Raw genomic sequence first — 23593 nt, 5'->3', positions numbered from 1 at the left:
AAGAACGAAGCAAATTATATCACTCAATTCGAATTAGGCATAACGTCATGTAAGCGGATAAATTATCTATATACTTCGATATGCTTGTTTTATCTTCTTTGTAGACATCAAAATCACAAATTCGTCAAAAATACAGACGAATGGTAATTTTTACGTTTAGTTTACATAGGAAACGTGGAACATGGTAAAATGGTCAGAGATAAGAAAGACAGGGGGATCTTATGTATAAAAACATTTTGTTAGCTGCAGATGGCTCTGAACATTCGGTTCGCACAGCAGAACGGGCTGCGGAGCTCGCTTTGCTTCAAGGCGATGGTGAAGTGACGATCATTTATGTAATCGACCGGGAACAAGCGAAGTCCGATGTCTTATCAGAGGGAGATCAAGGAATGGTCGATCAGCTTCGTCATAAGCGCCTTTCACCCATAGAGGAATTACTCGAGGAAAGAAATGTACCTTATCATGTGGAGATTCAACATGGAGAGCCGGGACCTTCCATCGTCCAACATGCTAATGAAAATGAATTCGACATTGTCATCATCGGAAGTCGTGGGTTGAATACTTTACAAGAGATGGTCCTTGGAAGTGTCAGTCATAAAGTGGCCAAACGAGCAAATTGTCCTGTCATGATTGTTAAATAAAATCGGATAGAAACAGAAGTTTTATAAGGAGGGGTTTGGTGAACGGAGAGGGATGTATCAAGTGTGGAAGTACGGATGCCGAACAAAAGGATGTCTCAATGACTGGCTCTGGACTTTCGAAGATGTTTGATGTACAGAATAACAATTTTACTGTTGTCTCTTGTGGTAATTGCGGTTACTCCGAGTTTTACCGGCAGGATGTCTCCAGGTCAGGAGACATTCTCGATCTCTTCTTCGGAGGATAACTTCTTTACATAAAGGATCGTTAGGGGATTACGCCCCAACGATCCTTTTTTTACTGCATAAAATAATAGATCAAATCCTCTTTTTAACAGGGCCTGTTAGAAAGGTTCTCATAGAAAGAGTTCCATATGCTCTTCATCTAAATATCGTCCAGGAAGCTTGATGGCTTTTCTTTCTAAACCGTACGGTCGGAAACCTGCTTGCTCGTATAAGGCTCTAGCCGGTTGGTTTTCTGTAACAACACTGAGGTGGAGCACTTCTAAGTTGATCCCTCTGGCAAAGTTGATCAATGACTGCAGAAGCGTTGCAGCTCCACTTTTTCTTCTGCATTCCGGGGTCACATACATGGCTACGATGGTGGCTTTGTGGGCAAACTTTGGGTGAGTTTCTTTTACTAACGTGACCACGCCGCATAATTTTTCATCTTCAAACAAACCGAATGTGCGGGAAGTGTGTGAGTCTAAACGCTCCGCAGTGGTCTTGATAGGATCGGGTTTTTGTTTTTCCTGTTCGTATGTAGTGATAAAACTGTCCGGATTGTTCAATAAGGCTTCCAACCGCAATTCATAGTAGCTTTCAGCATCTTTACCTGTCAGTTCTCTCGTCTGCATCTCCATCTCTCCTTTACGTTGTTCTAAGACTAGCGAAAAACTATGGTAAAGTAAAGAAAGAAGAAATAAGAATAAAGAAGGTGTAAGTATGACTGAAAAAGAGAAAATGTTATCTGGAGAGCTTTATAATCCAACCGATGAAGAATTGGTTCATGAGCGCTCCCGAGCAAGACAGATCATGTTTTCCCTTAATCAAACCAAGGACGCTGAAGAACACTATAGAAATCAACTTTTGGGAGATCTGCTCGGTACAATCGAGGGCGATTGTAAAATTGAGCCGCCTTTTTATTGTGATTACGGCACGAATATACATTTAGGAGAAGAGTTCTATGCGAATTTCAACTGTGTATTTTTAGATGTATGTCCCATACACTTTGGGAAAAGGGTGCTCATAGGACCGAGTGTTCAGATTTATACCGCTACTCATCCTGTTGAACGTGAAATCAGAAACAATGGACTTGAATACGGCAAACCCGTTAAGATTGGTGATGATGTCTGGATTGGAGGAAGTGCAGTCATCAATCCAGGGGTTACAATCGGAGATCAGGCAATCATTGGTGCAGGTGCTGTGGTAACAAAGGATGTTCCACCCAAAGTGGTTGTAGCAGGTAACCCTGCGCGGGTCATCAGAGAGCTTGATTAAAGATACAGGGTAGTCGTTCGGCTGTTTTTTCGATATCATACAAAGGGACGATATATAGGAGAACATAGATAGTAGGAAAGGAATGAACAATATGATCAAACGTAAAAGTAAGCGTGAAATAGAGTTAATGCATGAAGCCGGTAAGCTGTTGGCTGGTGTTCATAAAGAGCTCCGCTCATTCATTAAACCAGGTGTGACCACTATGGAAATTGAAAATTTCGTGGAGAAATATTTGGCTGAACGCGGCGCGACAGGGGAGCAGAAAGGCTACCAGGGATATGAATTTACTACCTGCGCCTCTATTAATGATGAAATCTGCCACGGATTCCCTCGTAAAGAAAAGCTGGAACAAGGGGATATCGTAACGATTGATATGGTAGTCAACTTGAATGGCGCATTAGCAGATTCTGCCTGGACACATGCTGTGGGAGAAATCAGCGAAGAAGCTCAAAAGCTGATGGATGTAACCAAGACTTCCTTATATAAGGGTATCGAGCAGGCTAAAGTAGGGAATCGTATCGGAGACATCGGTCATGCCATCCAGTCTTATGCCGAAGCAGAAGGGTATTCAGTCGTCAAAGACTTCACTGGTCATGGCATTGGAGAGTCGATTCACGAGGATCCATATATCCCACATTTCGGTGAAGCCGGCAAAGGTGCACGTCTGAAGGAAGGTATGGTCATTACCATTGAGCCAATGCTTAACATCGGTTCTTGGGAAAGCCGGATGGATGAAAACAACTGGACTGCACGAACAGTTGATGGAACACTATCGGCTCAATACGAGCACACCGTTGCGATTACAAAAGACGGTCCGGTCATTTTGACTGAGCAGGAAGAATAGAAGGGAAGCCAGGGTTTCACCCCTGGCTTTTTTTTGGTTGGCTTTAAGTGATGGAAAGTAGAGATGAATATACAAAAAACGCCGGTTTCATAAAATGAAACCGGCGTTTTCTTTATAGCTGATCTATTGTTCTTACTTTTGAACGTTAGCAGCTTGTGGTCCGCGTTGTCCTTCTTCGATTTCGAAAGTTACAACTTGACCTTCTTCTAGGGATTTGAATCCTTCTTCTTGGATAGCAGAGAAGTGTACGAATACGTCGTCTTGACCTTCTACCTCGATAAATCCGAATCCTTTTTCTGCGTTAAACCATTTTACTGTACCTTCAACCATGTACAAAAACCTCCTGCGTGGATCGTAATCCACATTGTATTACTATTCTTGCTCTTTAATTCAATCAAGACGACATGCTTTCAAACACTTAATCTTATCTGAATTGCTTCGAACAACAATAATTAACTAAAGTATAACAGATGGATAAAACAAATGAAAGCCCCGTACCAAAAAAGTTTTACTTACTCTTGAGGTTGAGTCAGGTAGGCATGGTTCAACAGCGAGTATAAAGAGTTTTCAATATATCGGTCCACTTCTGTATTCGGTATAGCTGCTAGTTCACTGAGGTTCTTTCCTTGGGTTAGTAAATATTTGATCAAAATCCAGCCGGTATAATTCGCTTCTTTTTCGTAACCAGAAGCACCAGTGCCTTTTGTAAAAGAGTACAAGGCTTGGTAATCTGTCCGATTCAGGTGAGGGATGATATTCATCATGATCCGGTTCGGCTCTTTGGTACATTTTTCATGGTTCCAAAAAAGTTCTATGCCGGATCCTTTTTTATCCTCCATAATGGCTCTTGCAGTGTGCAAACCTATTCCTTCCTGGAAAATCAATTGACCTAGAGTACGGGTTTGACTGGGTGCCAGTCCGGATTTGCAACAATGGACGACCCTCGTAAGTTCTTGGATCAACTTATAGTCGCTCCACTCTACTTCCACAGGGAAACAAAGTGTATACTGTTCATTTTCTTTCATTATGAAGGGATCCGTCTCGAACGTCCCTACAAAATATAAAACTGTTAAATCAATGGGCTCATGATAATTCAGTGTCTCTTTGATGGACGTTAACAATTCGTAGAGTTTGATTGGCTCGGATTCAAAGTATTTGATCTTTTCATATACAAGAGAATATTTATCCCAAGCGTAGTCCAGCATTTCCTTGGCTAATTGATCACGTTCATAACCCGGGGGAACATACGTAAACCCGTAATGCTGCTTCCAAAGCTCAAATCGGCGCTCCGAACCGGCATTTTCCCGGGAAGCTTTATCATAAAAAGTCAGGAACCTATCCAGCATCTGTCTGCATCTTAAATTATCCATGATGATTCTCCTCGCATAGAGTTATTGAGTCAAAAATTCCAATCGCTTATCCCAAACTTGACGAGCATCTTTACCGATCCAAATCAAGTGACTGTCAGCATCGACTTCGAAAATTTCGCAGTCCGGAACCAAAGACTTCAACAGCAATGCATGGGTGTATTGCACTTTTTTATCTTTTTGCGAGTACATACCCAGGACAGGCGTTTCAAGATGACCAATATCAAAATCCGTTTGTTCCCCTTTTGGGAGAATTCCCTTTCCGCTGCGGGAGGTATCAAGTAAGTCATATATGAAACGTCGGTCATTCGGTGATAACTTTTCAAGGTAATCTTCGGCATCCTCAGTTGTCCACTTATTCAACAAATGCTTCATGGCGACGTCAGGGAACAGTTTGAGCAGCTGCCTTAAACTGCTCAAGAGTATCCGCTCAGTGGGAGTGGATAACAATTTATTGCCTTCTTCATCCATCCTGCTTGTTGTCTCTGCAGCTTCCATGATCAGTTTCGATACACGTTCTGGATAAAATGCAGCTAAGGCAAGCCCCGTGGGGCCGGCGGTAGAGATAGCGATCACGTTCACTCTTTCAATATTCAAATGATCCAACACTTCAATAATCGTATCTGCAAACTCTACAGGAGTCTTTCCAGTGGATCGTTCTGTATAATCATATCCTGGTCTTGAAACCGTAAGGAGAGAGAAGCCTTCATAAATCAGACTGCTGTGAGAAAACTCAGTCTCGCGAGTTGAATGCCCTCCCTTGATCAAAAGGACTGCCGGTCCAACACCTCTATAAGAAAATTCCACGATCCCTTTAGAAGTATCTAGTAATGTGGTCGTCACTAAGCTCATCCCTTTCTCCGTTTTACCTACTTTAAATATAAGCTATAATGAAAGAAAATGAAACATCAGACAATTCAGAAAAAGGAGGTGGGGATATGAGAATCGTGTCGATTTGTCCAAGTAATACTGAAGTTGTCGCTTATCTGGGTAAAACCCACTTGTTGGTTGGTGTCGACAACTATTCTGACTTCCCGGAGGAAGTGAAACAGCTGCCTAAAGTAGGCCCTGACTTATCGATAGATATCGATCATGTTGCTAGTCTGAACCCCGATTTGGTGCTGGCTTCTTTATCGGTTCCGGGTATGGATAAGAACATTGATGGACTGAAGAAGAAAGGCTTGCCCTATATTATATTAAACCCGAACAGTCTCTATGAAATATCTGAGGATATTAAGAGAGTGGGTGAAGCGATTGGTGAAGGAGCACTAGGGGTGGAAAAGGCGGAAGGGTTCTTGAAGCAGATTGAAGATTACCATAATAGAGTACAATCCACTTCTCATAAACCTTCATTGTATTGGGAGTGGTGGCCAAAGCCGATCTTCACGCCTGGAGGTACGAATTGGTTGACTGAAATCAGTGAGCTGGCAGGGGGATGGAACATTTTTCGTGATCGTGAAGAAGCTAGTGTGCAAACGGACTGGGAAGAAGTGAGAAAACGGAACCCAGACCATATCTGTATGGTCTGGGTGGGTGTAAAAGAAGAGAAAATGAATCCTGAATTGATTCGTAAACGTCCTGGTTGGGAGGATGTAGATGCGGTCAAATCTGACCGCATCCATGTTTTGGAAGAATCTTTGTTCTGCAGACCCAGCCCGAGACTGCTGGAAGGCCTCGATAAGATTTCGAGCATCCTGCATTCATGATAGATGAGAGAAGCAGACATCGAAAAATAGAATGAGATAAAAGAAAGCCAAACAAAAAAAGATGCCCTCCTTGGGGCATCTTTTTTATCCGTTTGCTTGTTTCAGTGGCTGGACATGATCTTCTGTACTGGGTGTCATCGTTTTTCCAGTCCACCCGAACAAAATGGTCAACAATGGAGAAAGCAGGCAGAAAAACGCAAATGGTAAATATTCAAGTACAGGGACACCGAGTACACCTGACAAGAACACTCCACACACACTCCACGGAACCAACGGGTTGATTACCGTGCCAGCGTCCTCAAGCGTCCGGGATAAGTTTTTGCGGGCCAGCTTCGCTTTTTGATAAGCGCTTTTGTATGCTTCGCCCGTTAGTAAAATAGAAAGGTACTGCTCGCCTATTGCGATATTGATGCCTATGGCCGTGAGAGCTGTCGTCACAGTGGCTGACCGTACGGAATTGAGGCTTTGTTGAACTTTTTTCAATATGGCTGGAATCACACCGGTTGCGAAAAATAAACCGCCAAGTGTGAGAGCTAACAGGACCAGTGAAACAGTGAACAACATGCTGTTCATTCCTCCGCGGGAAAGAAGCTGATTTACAGCTTCACTGTTCGTTTCAGCAGTATAGCCATTGAACCAAGTCCCCCAAAGCGCTGACCAATCCATCACCCCTCTGAAGCCTGCAATTAAGGTTGCAGTGAGACTGCTGATGGCAAGGGATAGAAAAGCCGGACGTTTATTGATCGTAAGAAGAACAAGAACAATAATAGGAAGCCAGGAAGTCCAGTGGATCAAGCCGGTTTCAACCAAATTATTCTGGAAGGAAGCCAGTTTTTCTGACCCACTCTGTTGGTCCGGTGATAAAAAAGCAAAAAGGATGAACGTAATGACGAAAGCTGGAATCGTCGTCCACGCCATATTTTTAATATGATCGAATAAATCTACCCCAACCACCGTTGAAGCAAGGTTAGTCGTATCAGAAAGTGGGGACATTTTATCGCCGAAGAATGCACCGGATACGACGGCTCCTGCAATCATAGCTAAGGAAACATCCATCGTCTGACCGACGCCCATCAGCGCTACCCCTACAGTGGCAGCTGTTGTGAAGGAACTGCCTAAGGCTATTCCGACTAAGGCTGTGACTGCGAAGGTGATAGCTAAGAACCAAGGGCCGCCTGCCAAGGAAAAGGCAACGTTCATCAATGCCGGGATCGTTCCGCTGGCCATCCAGCTTGAGATTAAGATACCGATCAGGAAAAACAATAAGACTGCTCCGATTCCGGTTTGAGCCCCCTGGACCATTCCGCGTTGTAAATGTTCGAATGACATTTTTTTAATGGCTCCATAGCTGAGCATGATAAATATCCCAAGCAGAATAGGAACGTGCGGAACACTCTGCATTTCAATGATGAAAAAACTTATGAGTGAGACGGTCAATAGGAGGATTAAACTCGCTTCCAGGACCGTTGGCAGTTTTTTTGGTTGTAGGTGTAACATGAAGATTCCCCCTTAATAAATAAAAACAGCTTCATCCCTGAAAAAGGGACGAAGCTGTTGCTCCGCGGTACCACCCTGGTTGGTATTGAAAATACCCACTCATTTATCCGTTGCATCATTGTTCTATGGAATGCTGTAATTCAAAAGCAGGCTGCCCGGGTTTTCACCATCCACCCGGTCTCTACGGCTGCGCACCCGCTTTTTACTTCGGCATTCATGATGCTCTTATTCTTTTTTGCTTAAACGCTTTTAAGTAATGAAGTGTATGTCGTTATAATATGAGATTTTTTTGATACTGTCAACCATTTTTTGTTCCCACGTCTTTTCAAAAACTTCTACATGTGAGTATAATGGTGGAAATTTAATGGGAGGGGGAGCGGTTTGGAAACTCATGCGTATAAAAGAATGGAAGAAATAAATCGACTACATATGGTTAAGAAAGGTATTTTTGCAGGGTTGCCGATCATGGTGGGTTATTTACCAATTGCTCTCACTTATGGAGTCCTGGCCAATAATTCAGGGTTATCCATTTTGGAATTGACGATGATGAGTGTTTTTGTTTTTGCAGGGGCTGCTCAATTTTTAGCTGTCGGTATGGTTGCTGCAGGAACAGGGTTTATTGAAATCATTACCGCTACGTTCGTTTTGAACTTTCGTCACTTCGTAATGAGTCTATCTTTTGTTAACCGATTGAAGAACATCGCTTTAAGGGCAAAAATCCCCTTAACACTTGGGTTGACGGATGAGACATTCACGATGTCTGCACTTTATCGTAAAGAAGCAAAGGAAGACTATGCATCTTGGTTTTATGCTTCTTTAATATTGACTGCTTATGCTTCATGGGTCGGAGGCTCTCTGGTCGGAGGTTTATTGGGCGATGTCATGCCTGAGCGTCTTAGTGAAAGTATGGGTATAGCGCTTTATGCGATGTTTATCGGTTTATTGCTTCCTTCTATAAAAAAAGAACACAAAATTGCCATCATCGCTCTAATTGCTATTGGGATCAACACGTTCCTGCAGTCCTTAGGTATGAGCCAAGGCTGGGCAATCGTACTTGGAACCTTACTTGGAGGTATGAGCGGGATATGGATTATGAATGAAGAGGGGGAAGACGCATGATTTGGATGATTATTGGAATGGCAGTCGTTACAGCCATTCCCCGGTTCCTGCCGGCTGTCATTATTGATTTCATCAAGTTTCCGAAGTGGGTGGATCGCTGGCTGAATGCCATTCCTTATGCTGCCTTAGGTGCGCTGATTTTTCCGGGTATCATGAGTGTCAAACCTGACGCCCCACAGATTGGAGTCATAGCAGGTATGGCAGCCATATTACTTGCATGGCTGAATCTGCACATCATCCTGGTTGTTGGAGGGGCGATCATCTCCGTGTTCGTTCTGACTTTGTAATCAACAAACACCCAACATTTGCATACCTTATAAAGATACTTCCGGGAAAGGATTTGATCGTCATGTACAGACAACAAGGCTTCCCGTTCGGACAGTTTTTCGGAGGAGGCTATGGCCAGGGTCCAGGCGGCTATTTTGGTGGCGGAGGCTATGGCCAGGGTCCAGGCGGTTTTTTTGGTGGCGGAGGCTATGGCCAGGGTCCAGGCGGTTTTTTTGGTGGCGGAGGTTATGGTCAGGGTCCAGGCGGTTATTTTGGCGGCGGAGGCTATGGTAAAGGCCCGGGCGGTTACGGTCAATGGCCGTGGTCCCCTGGTGGCTATGGTCAAGGGCCAGGTGGTCAACTGCCACCTCCACCAGGTAAGGGAAAAGGGAAAGGTAAAGGCAAAGGAAAAGGTTGGGGAGGTCCCGATGTTTATGCGGTCGATCCAGGATCTTTATACGGATGCTTGTACCGTTATACATGGGTGCGGTTAGAGAACGGGCGCAGCTTCTGGTTCTTCCCTGTCTTTATCGGTAGAACATCTGTAGCAGGTTATCGTTGGAGACGACGCCAACAGCGCTGGGTTTACACCGGGTTTGATACGGATAAAATCGACAGCTTTCAGTGTTAATAAAAAAAAATGGTACCTCGAGCGGGGTGCCTTTTTTTCTGTTAAAATGTAAGTAAGCTGGTACAAGGGGGAAGATGAGAATGCCTAAAGTCAGATCTGCTAAATTCGAAGACGCCGAAACGATTGCCAATATCCATTTAAGCAGTTGGAAGTCTACATATAAAGATTTAATTGACGAAAAAGATTTAAGTAACATCACTCTGGAAAATCGTATCGCTCTTTGGGAAACGGTTTTGAAAAAGCCTGTAAATGGTCAAATCGCTTATGTCATAGAAAATGACGAAGAAGAGGTCGTCGGTTTCGTTTCTGGAGGAAAAGAACGGACAAAGAATTACAGTTATGATGGTGAGATCTATGCGATTTATTTATTAGATGACTATCAAGGCCGTGGGTATGGAGCCAAAATGATCCAAACTTTTGCGCAGGGGATGAAAGAAGCTGGATATGAATCGTTACTTGTCTGGGTTCTGACTCAGAATCCTTCCAATACTTTCTATACGAAATTAGGAGCTGTACCAGTTGAAGCTGAAAAAGTGACAATCGGTCAAGGGACTTATGAAGAAACGGCTTATGGCTGGAAAGATATTGATACTTTATTGAATAATTTCTAAATAAAACCCGATCACCTGGGCATCATGACTCCAGTGATCGGGTTTTTTATATAGCATGGCTGGTTTAACTCCAGCGGCAAAGCATGTAATTGTATGGTGAAAGTTTCTTTTTAAGCTATTTGGAAAAAGGTTCAACATGGATATGGGCATACTTTATTCCCCGCTCCTGCTCAAGCATTACTTCTACTTCATCGGTAATCTCATGACCTTGTTGTATGGTAATGCGGGGGTTAACGTGAATGGTTGCCTCAAGGAGTGTTTGGTTCCCCTGAAGCCGGGCTTTCACATCAATGACGGCCAACACATCAGGATGGCTGGCAATCGTTTCTTTGATGGCCTCAATATCTTTTTCGTCGTACCCATCCGTCAAACTGTGAGTGGAGTCTTTAAAAATCTCCCAAGCTGTTTTACAGATGATGACACCTACTAGGAGACCAGCCAGAGGATCCAACCAGAAAGCTCCATATTGAGCACCAAAAATACCGATAGCGGCACCGATACTGACAAGGGCATCCGAGCGGTTATCCTGTGCGGCAGCATAGAGCCCTGCGCTGTCGACTTTTTTGGATAAATTCAAATTATAGCGGTATACAAAATACATGACGACTGCAGCTGCAAGCGCAGTCCAGGCAGTAATTAATGAAGGCTGTTCTGTATGCCCGTTGATGATGTCTTGAATAGTTCCGATAATGACTTCAAACCCAACGGTCATCATAATGAAGGCAGCAATCAAGGAAGCGATCGTCTCAGCGCGAAAATGTCCATAATGGTGATCTGCATCTGGTGGTTTACGGGATATTTTCAAGCCGACCAGTACTGCAATCGAGGCTATAACATCAGTTGTGTTATTCAAACCATCGGCCCTGAGTGCTTCCGAGTTTCCCCAATAGGCTATGGATAGCTTGACGGAAGCTAAAACGATATAGGCGATGATGCTTACCCAGGCGCCTTTCTCTCCCAATTTCAATTTTTCATACTCGCTCATATGAAGAACCCCCGAATCATCTTATTCAACTTGATAAAGCTTACCAAAGCGGGTCCATTTAAGTCTAGAGAAAAATTACTTTCCATATACACATTGATTGGTCGAGGCAAGATTGTTTGCACCCATGCAAACAAAAGCTGTAAGACTATTACTTAATATCTCGAATACAATATTCTTAAGTTTGAAATTGTTCATCCAGGGAATACAAGGAAAGTGAATTGCAATTTAGTTTTATGCAACACTATAAAAAAGGAGAGATTTTTTGATGTCTAATGTAAAGTTGGCAATCGTCTATTACAGTTCCACTGGAACGAATTACAAAATGGCTCAATGGGCTGAAGATGCAGCCCGCGAAGCAGGCGCTGAAGTGAAACTTGCCCGTGTCCCTGAAACAGCACCAATGGAAGCGATGGAGCAGAACCCGGCTTGGAAGGAACATTATCTGGCTACAAAAGATACTGTACCGGAAGCTAAAGTCGATGACTTGGACTGGGCCGATGCCATTATATTCAGTGCCCCTACAAGATTTGGTAACGTGCCGGCACAACTGAAACAATACTTAGACCAGTCAGGTGGGTTATGGTTCCAAGGGAAGCTGATCAACAAAGTTGTGAGTGCTATGACTTCCGCCCAAAACCCTCATGGAGGTCAGGAAGCGACATTATTGAATTTATACACGACGATGTTCCACTGGGGAGCGATCATCGCTGCTCCGGGTTATACGAATGATGCGATTTTTGGTGCTGGAGGAAATCCTTATGGAACGAGTGTAAGTGTAGACGGTGAAGCGAACATCAAAGATGATGAAGAAGCTGCAAAAGCTGCTGTCTATCATCAAGTGAACCGTACGTTGGAGGTAGCTTCAAAATTCACAGGTGAATAACATATCAAAAACCACGCATGTTTCTAAGAAATGTGCGTGGTTTTTCTTTTGTCTCTTAAATAGTATTCAATATCAAAACAAATAGAATATCTTTCAATAGAGTAGAATACATATGAAATATAAGCTGAATGCTTGGTATCAGTGGATTTGAGGTTTAAAAAATAGAAATATGGGAAATATATTACTAAATATTCAGAAAACTTGTTGCTTTAATAGTTTAAATCCGTCATAATGAAAAAAAGCATGAAGGGGGTAATCTCATGAGAAAGCAAAAGATGGTATATGTCATTCGTCGCGACCCCGATTATAAAGGTAAAAAGATTACCGCGAAAAGAGAGTTGTCTTATGGAATCCGCTTAGCCTCGCGTTTGTTTTTGGATGAAATGAGCTTCCAATTCAATAAGAAGCGTTTTGATGAAAAGATCAACTCAGCGATTGATAATAACGATCGTGAAGAGTTTGAACGCTTAAGTAAAGAATTCCAGCTTTATGTAGGATCCAAATAATAAATGACAGCCACTGCCAAGCAGTGGCTTTTTTTGCGTCTACTATCCGAAGACAGTGAAAACCTCTCATATACATCTTCTTCCTTTTAATGTTATATTGTACGTATACTAACATCGGGAGAAAGGTACGATTATGAGAAAAAGACTTTATATCAGCACTGCCATCCTCAGCCTGAGTTTAGCAGGATGTTCGATTGTCCAGCCTGTAGATGAAGAAGAGAAGACGGCCGGACTCTCACCACAAAGTGAAAAAAATATAGAATCGAAAAATCAGCCCGTTTTCAAGTCTTCCACGGAGAATACTAAAGAAGAAGTCAACGACGCTGAAGGAAACCAACCGGAAAACCCTTTGAACGATCCAAAGGAAGAAGAGAACTCTGAGAATCAATTGACGGTTGTCGATAACCCTGAAAGCATTCAAGTAGTCGTTAATAAACAACGAAAACTCCCTGAAGGGTATATGCCTCCGAATCTAGTCATTCCTGATGTCCCTTTTTACTTCAGTGAAGATCTACCGAAGAAGAAAATGCGCTCTGAAGCTGCCCAGGCTCTTGAAAAAATGTTTGCTGCCGCTGAAAAAGATGGAGTGGAACTCGTCGCTGCGTCAGGTTATCGATCGTATGATCGACAGAAAACGATTTATCAAGGTTATGTGAATCAATATGGAGAGGAAAAAGCGAATACATTCTCTGCAAAACCTGGAACGAGTGAGCATCAGACTGGTTTGGCAATGGATATAACATCAGCTCAACTAGCATTCAAACTCGACCAGTCTTTCCGACAGACTGATGAAGGAACGTGGCTTGCTGAGCATGCCCATGAATTCGGATTCATAATCCGTTACCCCAAAGGTAAAGATGAAATTACAGGATATACGTATGAACCATGGCATTTGAGATATGTCGGAGAAGAAATATCGACGGACATACACAAACAAGAATTGACTTTGGAAGAATTCTTCGGTTTGTATCCAGATAATGAATAAATAAAACCCTTCAATCCAGCGATTGAAGGGTTTTATTTATACTTTGCTCTTTTAATGTTGATTTATCCTGAGACCTTAGGTTAGTAAGCGGAGTCTGATATAACTCGGGCATGTAATGTGCCTATTTTGGTGTGGAGTTTCTCTTTAATAGCATATACCCACACGTTGGTGAATAAATCGTTTTTGAATCAGTTCTTGATAAGCAAATTCTGCCGTATCTTCTGTGGTCACTTTCTTTCCACCCTCAGGCAGGTAGTTGATTTCATAACGAACCTCACCTTCTGAATCACCTTCAGGCAGGTAGGTTGGACAGATGATTGTCCACTCAAGTCTACTCTTGTTGAGGGCTTGATATACTTTTAAATGTTCTTCTGCCGCAAACGTCAATTTACGCTTGGATTCATTGGATTGGAAACGGAACTTCCCTTCTTCAAAACGACTGTTCAAGATTCCAGCGGTTCCGATCGTGACGATTCTCTTTATTCCATGTTCATTCATTAGATCGATAACCATAGGGATATAAGTAGAAAGAGTGTCTGTTTTATCTGTGCCCAAACCACTGAAGACACATTCGCACCCTTTCAAGGTATTTTCTATATCTTCGCGGTTTTTGACATCTCCTGTCACTAGTTCTGCTCCAGGAATGATATCTTTCGCTTTGTCTTCATCCCTTACGAGAGCTTTGACTTCATGACCATCTGACATAGCTTTATTGACCACTCTAGCCCCCACGCGCCCGGTAGCTCCAAATACTGCAATTTTCATAACTTCACCTCTGAGAGAATAATTTTTGGCTCTGTAAATGCTTGTGTTGTAAATTCAGCTTTCAAAAGTACTTTCATGCGCTGAATTCGTGTGAGGCAGCCTTTTAGAATGACTCGCTTTCAGTGGGGTACCGTGAGTCTCCTCAGGCTTCCGCCTTCCGGGGTCTCACGATGTACATTCATCCCACAGGAGTCTCCTCATTTCCAAGGCCACCTCATCAAAATAGGTGAACGGAAAAATCATATACCTTTATAAAGCGAAACTATGAATGGGAGAGAAGGGAAAACAGGGAGACTCCTGCGGGAAAAAGGAACAAGGTGAGACCCCGGAGAACGGAGTTCGAGGAGGCTCAGCGTTCCCCGCGGAAAGCGGACTGTTTTCCCTTCTCTCCCACCCTCTGACAAAAAACTCACCGTTAAAAAATATCAACAATACACTTCAACAGATCCTTAGGTTTAAAAAAACAAATATCAATAACATGTACATGCTATACTTATTTAAAATAACATGAATTGGGGGTTTTTTATGAAAAAGAAACCCGTTCTAAGCTGGATGTTTTATGATTTCGGCAATTCTGCTTTTGCGACTACGATGATGGCTGCTGTCCTGCCTGTGTTTTATTACGATGTCGCAGCCAAAGGAGTGAAGGAGTCGCTTGCGATCAGTTACTGGGGTTATTCCCAATCTATTGCCGTCTTAATCGTAGCGATATTGGCACCGTTTCTTGGAGCGATCAGTGATTTTTCAGCAGCAAAGAAGAAGTTCTTGATGTTTTTTGCTTTTATGGGAATGACAGCGAGTATACTGATGGCTTTTGTAGGTGAAGGGGATTACTTATTTGCTTCTGTCCTTTTAATTCTTGGTACGATCGGTTTCTCAGGTGGCAATATTTTTTATGACGCTTTTTTACCGGAAGTGGCAGATGAAGAAGAAATTGATAAAGTTTCTGCGGGAGGATATGCCTTCGGTTATATCGGCGGGGGAGTATTACTCGCGATCAACTTGATGATGATAATGAAACCGGAATGGTTCGGGCTCCCAAATGGTTTGATAGGGACAAAACTATCGTTTGTTTCGGTGGGGGTATGGTGGCTGATTTTCTCCATTCCGTTGATGAAAAATATCAAAGAGGAAAAGAAAGTGAACCAGAAGCGGGACAGTTCCTATATGAAAATTGGATTCAAGAGGGTAAGTTCAACCATTAAGGAACTCCCTAACTTTAAGCAGTTGCTTCTGTTTTTATTTGCTTTCTGGTTATTCAATGACGGCATTTCCACCATTATAAAAATGGCAACGATATATGGAAGAGATCTTGGAATCGGAACAACGGATTTGATTACTGCCTTATTGATTACACAGTTTGTAGGCATTCCTTTTGCCTTTTTCTTTGGATGGCTGGCTGGTAAGATCACGGCTAAACGGGCTCTTATGTTGGCTTTATTCATTTATTTAATCATCGTCATATTAGGATACTTCATGACTTCAGCACTTCATTTTTACATCTTGGCTGTATGTGTAGGGTTTGTCCAAGGAGGAGCGCAGTCCTTGAGTCGTTCTATTTTTGGACGCATGGTTCCAGAAGATCGTCATGCCGAGTTTTTCGGTTTTTACGGCATCTCTTCGAAATTTGCAGCGATGTTCGGTCCTTTTGTTGCTGCATTGGTCGTTCAAATGACAGGCTCAGGGAGATATGGCATCCTCTCCTTGATCGTTTTCTTCCTGGCAGGAATGATTTTACTGAAGTTCGTCGACATTGAAAAAGGAGTCGAAGACGCAAAGAATTTCACTGATCCTGAACAAAAAACAATCATACGTACATAAGAGAAGAGGGCATATAACGCCCTCTTTTTTTATACGATCGGCTCGCTCCATTTGTTCTGCCACCCTTCTGCTAAAGGCATTCCAGTATCATAAGATATATCCGAAACCACAGACTCGATATCCATGAATGTCTTTTGGTCTAGGTCCTTCCAATATCCAAGAATCAAGTGGAAGAGTTGTTCACCTTCTTGGAGTGCAGTTTCATATAGATCGAGGAAGGATTCGAATCGTTCTTCATTTGTGGCTGAATGTTTCCATGCATTCCTCTGAATGTTCAAATAATCAGCAGTCCCTTTTACAGGCTGATGTGAAAAAGAAGAGACCATTTCCCCGAACCACTTGTTTTTCCATCCATATGGATCATAAAGAATACGTTGAGCCATCTCCATATCTTTGTAGGATTGCTCTATGAAGCCAGGAGGGTAGGAGGTCATCATTTCTGGGAAATGTTGATCCAGAACCGTCATCATAAATCCAGAGATTAACTTTCTATTTCCACCCAGTTTGATTTGTTTGTGGACAGGGGACTTCCACGTTTGCTTTTTCATGTATCGAGCAAGCATCAGGGTATCAATCAATACTTCAAGTTTCTGATGTTTGTTCTCTTCATAGCCTGAGTGAAAGTGGATATAAGGATGGGTGTGACGATCAAGGATGTGGTGACTGACGAAACCGAGGATGAAGGCCTGCAGTTTATTTTTTTCAGATGCTCCCCGCTCAATCATATCCAGCAGCACTAATCCGCATTTTTCTGTATGTAATCTCATTCCTACATCTTCTACATTTTTTCCAGCTTTAAAAGGCCAGAAATCGTGATAAAAGAAGGGATCAGGTCCCTGGGCACCCATATGCAGACAAGGGCCTGCCGTTTTTATCAAGTCATATCGATTCAGACGTGTACAAAGCTCGTCAACAAATAAAATATGTGTCCAAATGTTCGGCAATTCCAACACCTCCGGTTTATTTTCATTATATACCAGCCGTGGATTTTTTCTGTGAATTTCTTACTGATTGTTATGTTCTGTTAAAAACAAGGATTCTCCGATAGAACAGAATCTTGCCCTTCAGCGTTCCCAGATGGAAGGAAAAACCAAAAAAGAAGAGAACCTTTTCCTTGAAAGGCCCTCTCCTTTACCACCTTTATTTACCCTTTGAAAGATCAAGCAAAAACGTTGACTTACTGATGCGCCACTCCTTTCATTTATGTAGTCTAGGTTTTTGCCTCCTTCCTTGTTATTGATATTAATATACTACATTATCTGAAAAGTGTAAATAGTTTGACAATAAAAAATGTCAAAATTGAAAGAAAGCTGTTGATGATTGTTCCCATGATTCTTGATACAATGAACATGCATGTATTGATCTAATCAAGGGAGGATTTTTTTAATGGATTACCGCATTGAAAAAGATACGATAGGTGAAATAAAGGTACCGAGCGAAAAGTACTGGGGAGCCCAAACACAAAGAAGTAAACAAAACTTCCCGATCGGTGATGAAAAAATGCCGAAAGAGGTCATTGAAGGGTTTGCAATCCTGAAAAAAAGTGCTGCCCTGGCGAATCATGAACTAGGTTTATTGGAGAAGGAAAAAGCTGAAGCTATTGAGTATGCCGCTGATCAGATCCTTTCTGGTGAATTGGAAGAGCACTTTCCATTAGTCGTATGGCAGACGGGAAGCGGAACGCAATCCAATATGAACGTCAACGAAGTGATTGCCTATGTAGGAAACATGTGGCTAAAAGATAAGGGTAGTGATGTGCGTCTGCACCCAAATGACGATGTGAACAAATCTCAAAGTTCCAATGATACTTACCCGACAGCGATGCATGTGGCATCCGTTCAAAAAGTTGAGGATGTCGTATTACCGGCATTGACTCAGTTGAAAGATACATTAAAAGAAAAAATGGAAGCGTTTAACGAAATCGTAAAAATCGGTCGTACACACTTACAAGATGCTACGCCGCTTACGCTTGGGCAGGAAATCAGCGGCTGGCACCGGATGCTTGAAAAAACCGAAAACATGCTCAAAGAGAGTGTGCATTACGTAAAAGAACTTGCAATTGGAGGGACGGCTGTAGGTACCGGTTTGAATGCCCATGTCGACTTTTCCGAACAAGTCGTTAGTAAAATAAACGAATATACAGGGAAGAATTTCATATCCGCTCCGAATAAGTTCCACGCACTGACGTCTCATGATGAACTTGTTCACACTCATGGAGCATTGAAGGCTCTCGCTGCTGACTTGATGAAGATTGCCAATGATGTGCGCTGGCTGGCCAGCGGTCCACGCTGCGGCATCGGTGAAATCACGATCCCTGCCAATGAGCCTGGAAGTTCAATCATGCCTGGGAAAGTAAACCCGACACAAAGCGAAGCGGTTACGATGGTTGCTGCACAAGTCATGGGAAATGATGCTTCCATCGGCTTTGCTGCAAGTCAGGGGAATTTTGAGTTGAATGTTTTCAAGCCGGTCATCGCTTATAACTTCCTGCAATCTGCTCAAATTCTGGCTGACAGCATGATTTCATTCGATGAGCGTTGTGTAAGTGGTATGGAACCGAACCACGAACAAATTGAAAAATATTTACGTGATTCTCTCATGCTTGTTACAGCATTGAATCCGCACATCGGATATGAAAATGCAGCTAAAATTGCAAAAACCGCGTTTGACAGGGATCAGACGTTGAAAGAGACAGCTGTAGAGCTTGGAATTTTGACAGAAGAACAGTTTGAAGAATATGTCGATCCTGAAGCAATGACCAAACCGAATGCAAAATAATTGAACGTTTTTGTCAGCCGTAGAGTCTGGAAAAAAACCTCCAATAATTACCATTAAATTTTTAGTCATAAAAATAAGTGGACCGACTCATACTACGATTACACAGGAGGTGAGACAACATGGCTAACAACAACAGTTCAAACGAGTTAGTTGTACCTGGTGTTCAACAAGCTCTAGACCAAATGAAATACGAAATCGCACAAGAGTTCGGCGTACAGCTTGGTCCAGATTCTACAGCACGTGCTAACGGTTCTGTAGGTGGAGAAATCACTAAGCGTCTTGTACAAATGGCTGAACAACAGTTCGGTGGACAACAGTACGGACAAAAATAAAATACGTGTGACGAAGGAGGAAGGGTGCGCCCTTTCTCCTTATTTTATTGAAAGAAGTGTAATCGATGCATGAATGTGGAGTATGTAACGGATGGGGAGAGAGTGAAAGGGTTTGTCCGAGGTGTGAAGGAACGATGAGAGACCAGGGAAGAGTCACCGATTATTTAGATGATTACAGTCCTTACTTGGATCAAAAATGGACAGATCTTGTCGATGGTGACTTGGATTCCTCTCTTACTAATGAATGTGTCCATTTATTCGTCTGTGAAGATTGTGGATTGAATGACATATCATCATGAAAGAAGCGCAGCTATTATAGCTGCGCTTCATCTTCTTTTATTCCATTTAGCGGATACGTTCTTCCGTATCGATATCAAAGAAGTGTACCTTGTTCATATCAATCGCCAGATCAATTTCTTCACCGCCCTGGATATCTGTGCGTGAATCTACACGTGCGATGAATTCCTGGTCATTCAACTTGGTGTATAAATACGACTCAGATCCCATCAACTCAGCCACTTCGATATGTGCTGTGATTTTCTTATCCTGGTTGGCATCGATGAAGACCGGCTCATCATGCATGTCTTCAGGACGCACACCGAGAATGACTTCTTTTCCGATGTAATTTTGTTCACGAAGAGGTTTCATCTTGCCTTCAGGTACGGCAATTTTGATGTCACCGATTTCAATATGCCCTTCGCCAAGCGTACCGTTCAGGAAGTTCATCGCTGGAGAACCGATAAATCCGCCTACGAAAACATTTTCTGGTTTATCATATACATCTTTTGGTGCACCTACTTGCTGGATAACCCCGTCCTTCATAACGACTAGACGTGTCGCCATTGTCATCGCTTCTGTTTGGTCGTGGGTTACGTAAATGGTTGTCGTTTGAAGGCGCTGGTGTAGTTTTTGAATCTCTGCACGCATTTGCACCCGCAGCTTCGCATCAAGGTTGGAAAGTGGCTCGTCCATCAAGAACACTTTTGCGTCACGTACAATCGCACGGCCTAGTGCTACACGCTGTCTCTGACCACCGGAAAGAGCTTTCGGCTTACGATCAAGCAAAGCTTCCAAGCCAAGGATGTTCGCAGCATTTTTCACACGACGGTCAATTTCAGATTTATCCATTTTACGAAGCTTCAATCCGAATGCCATGTTGTCGTAAACATTCATGTGAGGATAAAGTGCATAGTTCTGGAAAACCATTGCGATGTCACGATCTTTAGGTGCAACCTCATTCATGCGTTGGTCATCAATCATGAAGTCTCCGCTTGTAATTTCTTCAAGTCCGGCAATCATACGAAGGGTCGTAGATTTACCACACCCGGAAGGTCCGACAAATACGATAAACTCCTTATCGTCGATGTCCAAGTTGAAGTCATCAACTGCTTTTACTTTCTTATCATATACTTTATCAATATTTTTCAATTTAATTTCAGCCATTTGAATATCCCCCTGTGTAAGTGAAATCGTTTTCAACTCTGGATTCAGTGTACCGAAATGAGAGGGGGCAGTAAATGGACAAAGTGCACAAATATCGTTTGTGCACTTTGTCATAAGCTGTCTTATTCAACTATCCAATCTAAGTAAAGCTAAGTAAGTAATGATTGCTTGATCGAATCTCTTGATATCAATCCCCGTCCGTTCGATAAACTTGTCGACTCTGTACTGTAAGCTGTTTCTATGCATATAGAGCTGTTTGGAGGCAAGAGTAGCGTTCGATCCGGATTCCAAAAACACTTTGATGGTGTGCAGAAGATCCTGGTCGCCATCCATCCCCTTGAAGAAAATTCTATGGATATTATTCCAATCATCTTGTGGAAGAGCGTCAAGGTAAAGGTATGGCAGAAGATCATTGTAAGTTATAACCGATGCGAATCTATACTTTTCTGCCACATGATGACATTTCTTTGACCAATCATAAATGGCGGGAGCTTCTTGGATAACAGTTGAAAACTCACTGAGATAGAAGCGTATTTTGGTGTAAAAGTCACTCATCAATACATCGATGATTTCTTCGAAAGAAAGAGTTTCCTGTTCAGAAGTCATAATTTCTTCTATGATCAACCCTGATGTGTCTGTCACCCATACCAAGGGCATTCTCCGGGGAAACAACGATTGAAACGCATCTTGAAACGAGTCCCGGTCAGCAGGAAGCTCTGCGATCGAAAAGAACACGAAACGGTATTTCATTGGTGGGTCTAAGGACAGCTTCGTCTTTTTTCTTTCCAAAAACTCCATCCATGACTTTTCCCTTGCTGTTTCTGTGGCGTTCTCTACGATTAGTGGTTGGAGGAATACATTTAAGATATCTGTATCCCTCTTTTTAATGTCATCTTTTAGGATGGCGATTTTCTCTCCGGAAGGTGTTTGGTACCATAAATAACCAGCAGGGTTATTCATTTCTTCCGGTTTTGCTACGATCATGGATGGGTAAATGGTCTGTAATTGGCTAATGATAGACATGTATAACTTCCTTTTCAATGCAATTTTTACTATTATGATAGTACATAGTCATCTTCAGGCAAAATCTTTCGCTGTAGTTATGACGAAAGGAGCATCAATAATGGATGAAGTGAAAAACAGCAGTTTGTACGGCCAGGAAACTAAAAACCGTTTGAAACGTATAGAAGGACAAGTCCGTGGGGTTCTGAAAATGATGGAAGAAGAAAAAGATTGTAAAGATGTCATTACTCAACTATCAGCAGCACGCACGGCGATGGATCGAGCGATCGGCTATATTGTAGCTAGAAATTTGGAGAGCTGTATCAAAGAAGCTCAAGAAGAAGGCGGATCGGCTGAAGAATTAATTAATGAAGCCGTTCAAATGATCGTTAAAAGTCGTTGATTATATAAGTAAGAATGCTGTCTCTTTTCGAGACAGCATTCTTTTTATCTATCCCGCTCAGGTTGTTCAGGGATTTCGTGTACTTCCCCGATCTGTTCGCGGCCATAAACGGAGCGTACCGTTCCTCCGCCCATACCTTCATTGATCATGCGATCGACATCAAGTTCATATTTATCTTTACCTTCCGGGACTTGCTTTTTGTCATCTCTTTTCATTTTAGCCACCTCCTTTCCTTTATGTTGTCCTGATCTTTAAATTCAATGTCGACATAAAGGAAGGGAAGTGGCAGGCATAAATGAATTCCATTATACTTGTTACAGGCTGACTAGAAAGAGGTATATGTATGAATGTTTTTATCTTATTACTCCTGATGATCTCAATCGGTGCTTTGATTGGCGGTTTGACGAATTCACTGGCGATCAAAATGCTTTTTCGTCCATACCGGGCTCTTTATATAGGACGTTTCCGACTACCTTTTACACCGGGTTTAATTCCTAAACGTCAGAATGAATTAGCAAAGCAGCTGGGGCGCATGGTTGTGAATCATCTTTTGACACCTGAAGGGCTTCGTCGTAAATTGGAACGCCCGCAGTTTCACACCCAAATGACAGCTTGGGCACAAAAGGAGATAGAAGAGTGGCTCGACCACCCGAAAACCATCGAAAGTCTCCTTTCAACAATGAATCCTAAGCTTTCAAGTGAGCAAATAGAGAAATATGTCTCTGAATGGGTGGAGAAACGTTTTCACTCTATGTTGAGTGAACATCGTCATTCGACATTGGAATCTCTTTTGTCGGAAGAATGGAGAGACAAAGTGGAAGAAGGCTCAGATCGGCTGGCCGATTACATTCACGATAGTGTGATGAGATATTTTCAAAGTGCTGAAGGAAAACGCAAAGTGACTGCACTTATTGAAAATTATTTGGACAATCAAGGTTTTTTAGGAAATATGATTTCCTCCTTTTTAGGCCCCGATGGATTAACGGAGAGAATCTATCCTGCCATGATCCGTTACATTTCAGATGATGAAATGAAATACTGGCTCAGGGGAATGTTGAAATCGGAACTTGAGCAGTTATTAAAACAGCCGGTGGGCTTCTATGAAGAAAAGTTGAAGAGCATCACTGTCGGGGAAGCGTTGGGACGGACGGTCGCTAAATCCCTGCCTATAGAAGCTTGGTTATCCAAGTCCGTAAAAGACTGGACGGGTCCTTACAGGAATCACATCATCCAGCAATGGGTCCCACGGTTGGTAAATGAATCCATCGTACTTCTATCATCTAAAATTGAAAGTATGATGGACTCCATGCATTTAGCTGAAATAGTTCAAGAGGAAGTTGAAGCGTTCCATGTCGGACGAGTGGAAGAGATGGTGCTTGGTATTTCACGCCGTGAGTTCAAGATGATCACTTATCTTGGAGCTCTTCTTGGAGGAATCATCGGTCTTCTACAGGGAATAATTGTGCTATTTTTCGGATAAATCCTCTTTCCTATACATGATTCCGTTAGT

Annotated in this window: 29 protein-coding genes; 18 read left to right on the top strand and 11 right to left on the bottom strand. The window is 42.6% G+C overall.

The annotated features are described in order from the left end of the window. Positions 1 to 221: 221 nt before the first annotated feature. Together LCL89_RS07640 and LCL89_RS07635 are read left to right on the top strand one after the other, a co-directional pair. Positions 222 to 641 carry a universal stress protein gene (locus LCL89_RS07640; RefSeq protein ID WP_197315319.1) on the top strand — a complete coding sequence of 140 codons (420 nt, stop codon included), beginning with the start codon at positions 222 to 224 and terminating at the stop codon, positions 639 to 641. A gap of 38 nt (positions 642 to 679) precedes the next feature. Further along, the gene (locus LCL89_RS07635) at positions 680 to 886 is read left to right on the top strand and encodes a zinc ribbon domain-containing protein (protein ID WP_197315320.1); all 207 of its coding nucleotides are present in this window, start codon (positions 680 to 682) and stop codon (positions 884 to 886) included. 108 nt (positions 887 to 994) lie between these two features. Here the strand turns inward: LCL89_RS07635 and LCL89_RS07630 are convergent, their stop codons facing one another. Next, on the bottom strand, positions 995 to 1495 hold the full coding sequence (locus LCL89_RS07630) for a GNAT family N-acetyltransferase (RefSeq protein ID WP_224809318.1): 501 nt from the start codon (positions 1493 to 1495) through the stop codon (positions 995 to 997). Between the two features lie 88 nt (positions 1496 to 1583). On the opposite strand from LCL89_RS07630, the gene LCL89_RS07625 reads away from it, so the two are divergent. Together LCL89_RS07625 and map are read left to right on the top strand one after the other, a co-directional pair. After that, on the top strand, positions 1584 to 2138 hold the full coding sequence (locus tag LCL89_RS07625) for a sugar O-acetyltransferase (protein ID WP_224809316.1): 555 nt from the start codon (positions 1584 to 1586) through the stop codon (positions 2136 to 2138). A 91-nt stretch (positions 2139 to 2229) separates the two neighbouring features. Then, positions 2230 to 2982, top strand: a complete 753-nt coding sequence (gene map / locus LCL89_RS07620) for a type I methionyl aminopeptidase (protein WP_224809314.1) — start codon at positions 2230 to 2232, stop codon at positions 2980 to 2982. A gap of 132 nt (positions 2983 to 3114) precedes the next feature. Here map and LCL89_RS07615 read toward each other — a convergent pair whose 3' ends face one another. From LCL89_RS07615 to LCL89_RS07605, 3 genes are all read right to left on the bottom strand, one after another. After that, positions 3115 to 3312, bottom strand: coding sequence for a cold-shock protein (locus LCL89_RS07615; RefSeq protein ID WP_035510016.1), 198 nt, complete (start codon positions 3310 to 3312; stop codon positions 3115 to 3117). Positions 3313 to 3494: 182 nt separating this feature from the next. Then, positions 3495 to 4352 carry a hypothetical protein gene (locus tag LCL89_RS07610; protein ID WP_224809312.1) on the bottom strand — a complete coding sequence of 286 codons (858 nt, stop codon included), beginning with the start codon at positions 4350 to 4352 and terminating at the stop codon, positions 3495 to 3497. Between the two features lie 21 nt (positions 4353 to 4373). Beyond that, positions 4374 to 5201 (bottom strand): alpha/beta fold hydrolase, encoded by an 828-nt coding sequence (locus LCL89_RS07605; RefSeq protein ID WP_224809310.1) that lies wholly within the window; start codon positions 5199 to 5201, stop codon positions 4374 to 4376. Between the two features lie 86 nt (positions 5202 to 5287). Here LCL89_RS07605 and LCL89_RS07600 point away from each other — a divergent pair, with 86 nt between their 5' ends. Continuing rightward, positions 5288 to 6055 carry a cobalamin-binding protein gene (locus tag LCL89_RS07600; protein WP_224809308.1) on the top strand — a complete coding sequence of 256 codons (768 nt, stop codon included), beginning with the start codon at positions 5288 to 5290 and terminating at the stop codon, positions 6053 to 6055. An 84-nt stretch (positions 6056 to 6139) separates the two neighbouring features. On the opposite strand, the gene nhaC is transcribed toward LCL89_RS07600, so the two are convergent. Then, a complete protein-coding gene (nhaC, locus tag LCL89_RS07595) occupies positions 6140 to 7552 on the bottom strand; it encodes a Na+/H+ antiporter NhaC (RefSeq protein WP_224809306.1) in 1413 nt (470 codons plus the stop codon). A 381-nt stretch (positions 7553 to 7933) separates the two neighbouring features. Between nhaC and LCL89_RS07590 the strand changes: the two genes are divergently transcribed. The 4 genes from LCL89_RS07590 to LCL89_RS07575 all read left to right on the top strand — a co-directional run bounded on the left by LCL89_RS07590 (position 7934) and on the right by LCL89_RS07575 (position 10180). Continuing rightward, a complete protein-coding gene (locus tag LCL89_RS07590; RefSeq protein ID WP_404813406.1) occupies positions 7934 to 8671 on the top strand; it encodes an AzlC family ABC transporter permease in 738 nt (245 codons plus the stop codon). Then, positions 8668 to 8958, top strand: a complete 291-nt coding sequence (locus tag LCL89_RS07585) for an AzlD domain-containing protein (RefSeq protein WP_224809305.1) — start codon at positions 8668 to 8670, stop codon at positions 8956 to 8958. The genes LCL89_RS07590 and LCL89_RS07585 overlap by 4 nt, the downstream gene beginning before the upstream one ends. Positions 8959 to 9020: 62 nt before the next feature. Next, positions 9021 to 9569, top strand: coding sequence for a hypothetical protein (locus LCL89_RS07580; RefSeq protein ID WP_224809303.1), 549 nt, complete (start codon positions 9021 to 9023; stop codon positions 9567 to 9569). Between the two features lie 80 nt (positions 9570 to 9649). Beyond that, complete coding sequence (locus LCL89_RS07575; protein WP_224809301.1) at positions 9650 to 10180, top strand: GNAT family N-acetyltransferase; 531 nt, start codon at positions 9650 to 9652, stop codon at positions 10178 to 10180. A gap of 115 nt (positions 10181 to 10295) precedes the next feature. Here LCL89_RS07575 and LCL89_RS07570 read toward each other — a convergent pair whose 3' ends face one another. Continuing rightward, positions 10296 to 11165, bottom strand: a complete 870-nt coding sequence (locus LCL89_RS07570; protein WP_197315330.1) for a cation diffusion facilitator family transporter — start codon at positions 11163 to 11165, stop codon at positions 10296 to 10298. Between the two features lie 265 nt (positions 11166 to 11430). Between LCL89_RS07570 and wrbA the strand changes: the two genes are divergently transcribed. The 3 genes from wrbA (at position 11431) to LCL89_RS07555 (ending at position 13539) form a co-directional block, all read left to right on the top strand. Next, the gene (gene wrbA, locus LCL89_RS07565; protein WP_197315331.1) at positions 11431 to 12048 is read left to right on the top strand and encodes an NAD(P)H:quinone oxidoreductase; all 618 of its coding nucleotides are present in this window, start codon (positions 11431 to 11433) and stop codon (positions 12046 to 12048) included. 260 nt (positions 12049 to 12308) lie between these two features. Further along, on the top strand, positions 12309 to 12554 hold the full coding sequence (locus LCL89_RS07560) for an IDEAL domain-containing protein (RefSeq protein ID WP_197315332.1): 246 nt from the start codon (positions 12309 to 12311) through the stop codon (positions 12552 to 12554). A gap of 133 nt (positions 12555 to 12687) precedes the next feature. Next, on the top strand, positions 12688 to 13539 hold the full coding sequence (locus LCL89_RS07555) for a M15 family metallopeptidase (protein WP_224809299.1): 852 nt from the start codon (positions 12688 to 12690) through the stop codon (positions 13537 to 13539). A gap of 144 nt (positions 13540 to 13683) precedes the next feature. Here the strand turns inward: LCL89_RS07555 and LCL89_RS07550 are convergent, their stop codons facing one another. Further along, positions 13684 to 14304, bottom strand: coding sequence for an NAD(P)-dependent oxidoreductase (locus LCL89_RS07550; protein ID WP_224809288.1), 621 nt, complete (start codon positions 14302 to 14304; stop codon positions 13684 to 13686). Between the two features lie 525 nt (positions 14305 to 14829). Here LCL89_RS07550 and LCL89_RS07545 point away from each other — a divergent pair. Then, entirely contained in the window at positions 14830 to 16125 is a 1296-nt protein-coding gene (locus tag LCL89_RS07545; protein WP_224809286.1) for an MFS transporter, read from the top strand. Between the two features lie 29 nt (positions 16126 to 16154). Here the strand turns inward: LCL89_RS07545 and LCL89_RS07540 are convergent, their stop codons facing one another. Then, on the bottom strand, positions 16155 to 17069 hold the full coding sequence (locus LCL89_RS07540) for a zinc dependent phospholipase C family protein (protein WP_224809284.1): 915 nt from the start codon (positions 17067 to 17069) through the stop codon (positions 16155 to 16157). A gap of 442 nt (positions 17070 to 17511) precedes the next feature. Between LCL89_RS07540 and fumC the strand changes: the two genes are divergently transcribed. From fumC to LCL89_RS07525, 3 genes are all read left to right on the top strand, one after another. Beyond that, a complete protein-coding gene (fumC, locus tag LCL89_RS07535; protein WP_224809282.1) occupies positions 17512 to 18903 on the top strand; it encodes a class II fumarate hydratase in 1392 nt (463 codons plus the stop codon). Positions 18904 to 19022: 119 nt separating this feature from the next. Then, the gene (locus LCL89_RS07530) at positions 19023 to 19235 is read left to right on the top strand and encodes an alpha/beta-type small acid-soluble spore protein (protein WP_197315338.1); all 213 of its coding nucleotides are present in this window, start codon (positions 19023 to 19025) and stop codon (positions 19233 to 19235) included. Positions 19236 to 19300: 65 nt separating this feature from the next. Further along, positions 19301 to 19534, top strand: coding sequence for a hypothetical protein (locus LCL89_RS07525; protein WP_224809280.1), 234 nt, complete (start codon positions 19301 to 19303; stop codon positions 19532 to 19534). Positions 19535 to 19580: 46 nt separating this feature from the next. On the opposite strand, the gene LCL89_RS07520 is transcribed toward LCL89_RS07525, so the two are convergent. Continuing rightward, on the bottom strand, positions 19581 to 20678 hold the full coding sequence (locus tag LCL89_RS07520) for an ABC transporter ATP-binding protein (protein ID WP_224809278.1): 1098 nt from the start codon (positions 20676 to 20678) through the stop codon (positions 19581 to 19583). 126 nt (positions 20679 to 20804) lie between these two features. Further along, positions 20805 to 21701 carry a PucR family transcriptional regulator gene (locus LCL89_RS07515; RefSeq protein ID WP_224809276.1) on the bottom strand — a complete coding sequence of 299 codons (897 nt, stop codon included), beginning with the start codon at positions 21699 to 21701 and terminating at the stop codon, positions 20805 to 20807. 100 nt (positions 21702 to 21801) lie between these two features. On the opposite strand from LCL89_RS07515, the gene LCL89_RS07510 reads away from it, so the two are divergent. Beyond that, on the top strand, positions 21802 to 22083 hold the full coding sequence (locus LCL89_RS07510) for a metal-sensitive transcriptional regulator (protein ID WP_197315342.1): 282 nt from the start codon (positions 21802 to 21804) through the stop codon (positions 22081 to 22083). Between the two features lie 44 nt (positions 22084 to 22127). Here the strand turns inward: LCL89_RS07510 and LCL89_RS07505 are convergent, their stop codons facing one another. Beyond that, positions 22128 to 22298: a hypothetical protein gene (locus LCL89_RS07505; RefSeq protein ID WP_197315343.1), complete on the bottom strand. Its 171-nt coding sequence runs from the start codon at positions 22296 to 22298 to the stop codon at positions 22128 to 22130. 128 nt (positions 22299 to 22426) lie between these two features. Between LCL89_RS07505 and LCL89_RS07500 the strand changes: the two genes are divergently transcribed. Next, entirely contained in the window at positions 22427 to 23563 is a 1137-nt protein-coding gene (locus tag LCL89_RS07500) for a DUF445 domain-containing protein (protein ID WP_224809274.1), read from the top strand. The last annotated feature ends 30 nt before the right edge of the window (positions 23564 to 23593 follow it).

Origin of the sequence: Halobacillus yeomjeoni (genome assembly GCF_020171525.1) — a bacterium.
Lineage (GTDB): Bacteria > Bacillota > Bacilli > Bacillales > Halobacillaceae > Halobacillus > Halobacillus yeomjeoni.
Note: the sequence above shows the minus strand (reverse complement) of the source record. Positions and strands in the feature narration are given on the sequence as shown.

Coding starts and splice junctions, on each gene's coding strand:
- LCL89_RS07640 (WP_197315319.1), top strand. CDS start 222: ATGTATAAAAACATTTTGTTAGCTGCAGATGGCTCTGAACATTCGGTT.
- LCL89_RS07630 (WP_224809318.1), bottom strand. CDS start 1,495: ATGCAGACGAGAGAACTGACAGGTAAAGATGCTGAAAGCTACTATGAA.
- LCL89_RS07625 (WP_224809316.1), top strand. CDS start 1,584: ATGACTGAAAAAGAGAAAATGTTATCTGGAGAGCTTTATAATCCAACC.
- map (WP_224809314.1), top strand. CDS start 2,230: ATGATCAAACGTAAAAGTAAGCGTGAAATAGAGTTAATGCATGAAGCC.
- LCL89_RS07615 (WP_035510016.1), bottom strand. CDS start 3,312: ATGGTTGAAGGTACAGTAAAATGGTTTAACGCAGAAAAAGGATTCGGA.
- LCL89_RS07610 (WP_224809312.1), bottom strand. CDS start 4,352: ATGGATAATTTAAGATGCAGACAGATGCTGGATAGGTTCCTGACTTTT.
- LCL89_RS07605 (WP_224809310.1), bottom strand. CDS start 5,201: ATGAGCTTAGTGACGACCACATTACTAGATACTTCTAAAGGGATCGTG.
- LCL89_RS07600 (WP_224809308.1), top strand. CDS start 5,288: ATGAGAATCGTGTCGATTTGTCCAAGTAATACTGAAGTTGTCGCTTAT.
- nhaC (WP_224809306.1), bottom strand. CDS start 7,552: ATGTTACACCTACAACCAAAAAAACTGCCAACGGTCCTGGAAGCGAGT.
- LCL89_RS07585 (WP_224809305.1), top strand. CDS start 8,668: ATGATTTGGATGATTATTGGAATGGCAGTCGTTACAGCCATTCCCCGG.
- LCL89_RS07580 (WP_224809303.1), top strand. CDS start 9,021: ATGTACAGACAACAAGGCTTCCCGTTCGGACAGTTTTTCGGAGGAGGC.
- LCL89_RS07575 (WP_224809301.1), top strand. CDS start 9,650: ATGCCTAAAGTCAGATCTGCTAAATTCGAAGACGCCGAAACGATTGCC.
- LCL89_RS07570 (WP_197315330.1), bottom strand. CDS start 11,165: ATGAGCGAGTATGAAAAATTGAAATTGGGAGAGAAAGGCGCCTGGGTA.
- wrbA (WP_197315331.1), top strand. CDS start 11,431: ATGTCTAATGTAAAGTTGGCAATCGTCTATTACAGTTCCACTGGAACG.
- LCL89_RS07560 (WP_197315332.1), top strand. CDS start 12,309: ATGAGAAAGCAAAAGATGGTATATGTCATTCGTCGCGACCCCGATTAT.
- LCL89_RS07555 (WP_224809299.1), top strand. CDS start 12,688: ATGAGAAAAAGACTTTATATCAGCACTGCCATCCTCAGCCTGAGTTTA.
- LCL89_RS07550 (WP_224809288.1), bottom strand. CDS start 14,304: ATGAAAATTGCAGTATTTGGAGCTACCGGGCGCGTGGGGGCTAGAGTG.
- LCL89_RS07545 (WP_224809286.1), top strand. CDS start 14,830: ATGAAAAAGAAACCCGTTCTAAGCTGGATGTTTTATGATTTCGGCAAT.
- fumC (WP_224809282.1), top strand. CDS start 17,512: ATGGATTACCGCATTGAAAAAGATACGATAGGTGAAATAAAGGTACCG.
- LCL89_RS07530 (WP_197315338.1), top strand. CDS start 19,023: ATGGCTAACAACAACAGTTCAAACGAGTTAGTTGTACCTGGTGTTCAA.
- LCL89_RS07525 (WP_224809280.1), top strand. CDS start 19,301: ATGCATGAATGTGGAGTATGTAACGGATGGGGAGAGAGTGAAAGGGTT.
- LCL89_RS07520 (WP_224809278.1), bottom strand. CDS start 20,678: ATGGCTGAAATTAAATTGAAAAATATTGATAAAGTATATGATAAGAAA.
- LCL89_RS07515 (WP_224809276.1), bottom strand. CDS start 21,701: ATGTCTATCATTAGCCAATTACAGACCATTTACCCATCCATGATCGTA.
- LCL89_RS07510 (WP_197315342.1), top strand. CDS start 21,802: ATGGATGAAGTGAAAAACAGCAGTTTGTACGGCCAGGAAACTAAAAAC.
- LCL89_RS07505 (WP_197315343.1), bottom strand. CDS start 22,298: ATGAAAAGAGATGACAAAAAGCAAGTCCCGGAAGGTAAAGATAAATAT.
- LCL89_RS07500 (WP_224809274.1), top strand. CDS start 22,427: ATGAATGTTTTTATCTTATTACTCCTGATGATCTCAATCGGTGCTTTG.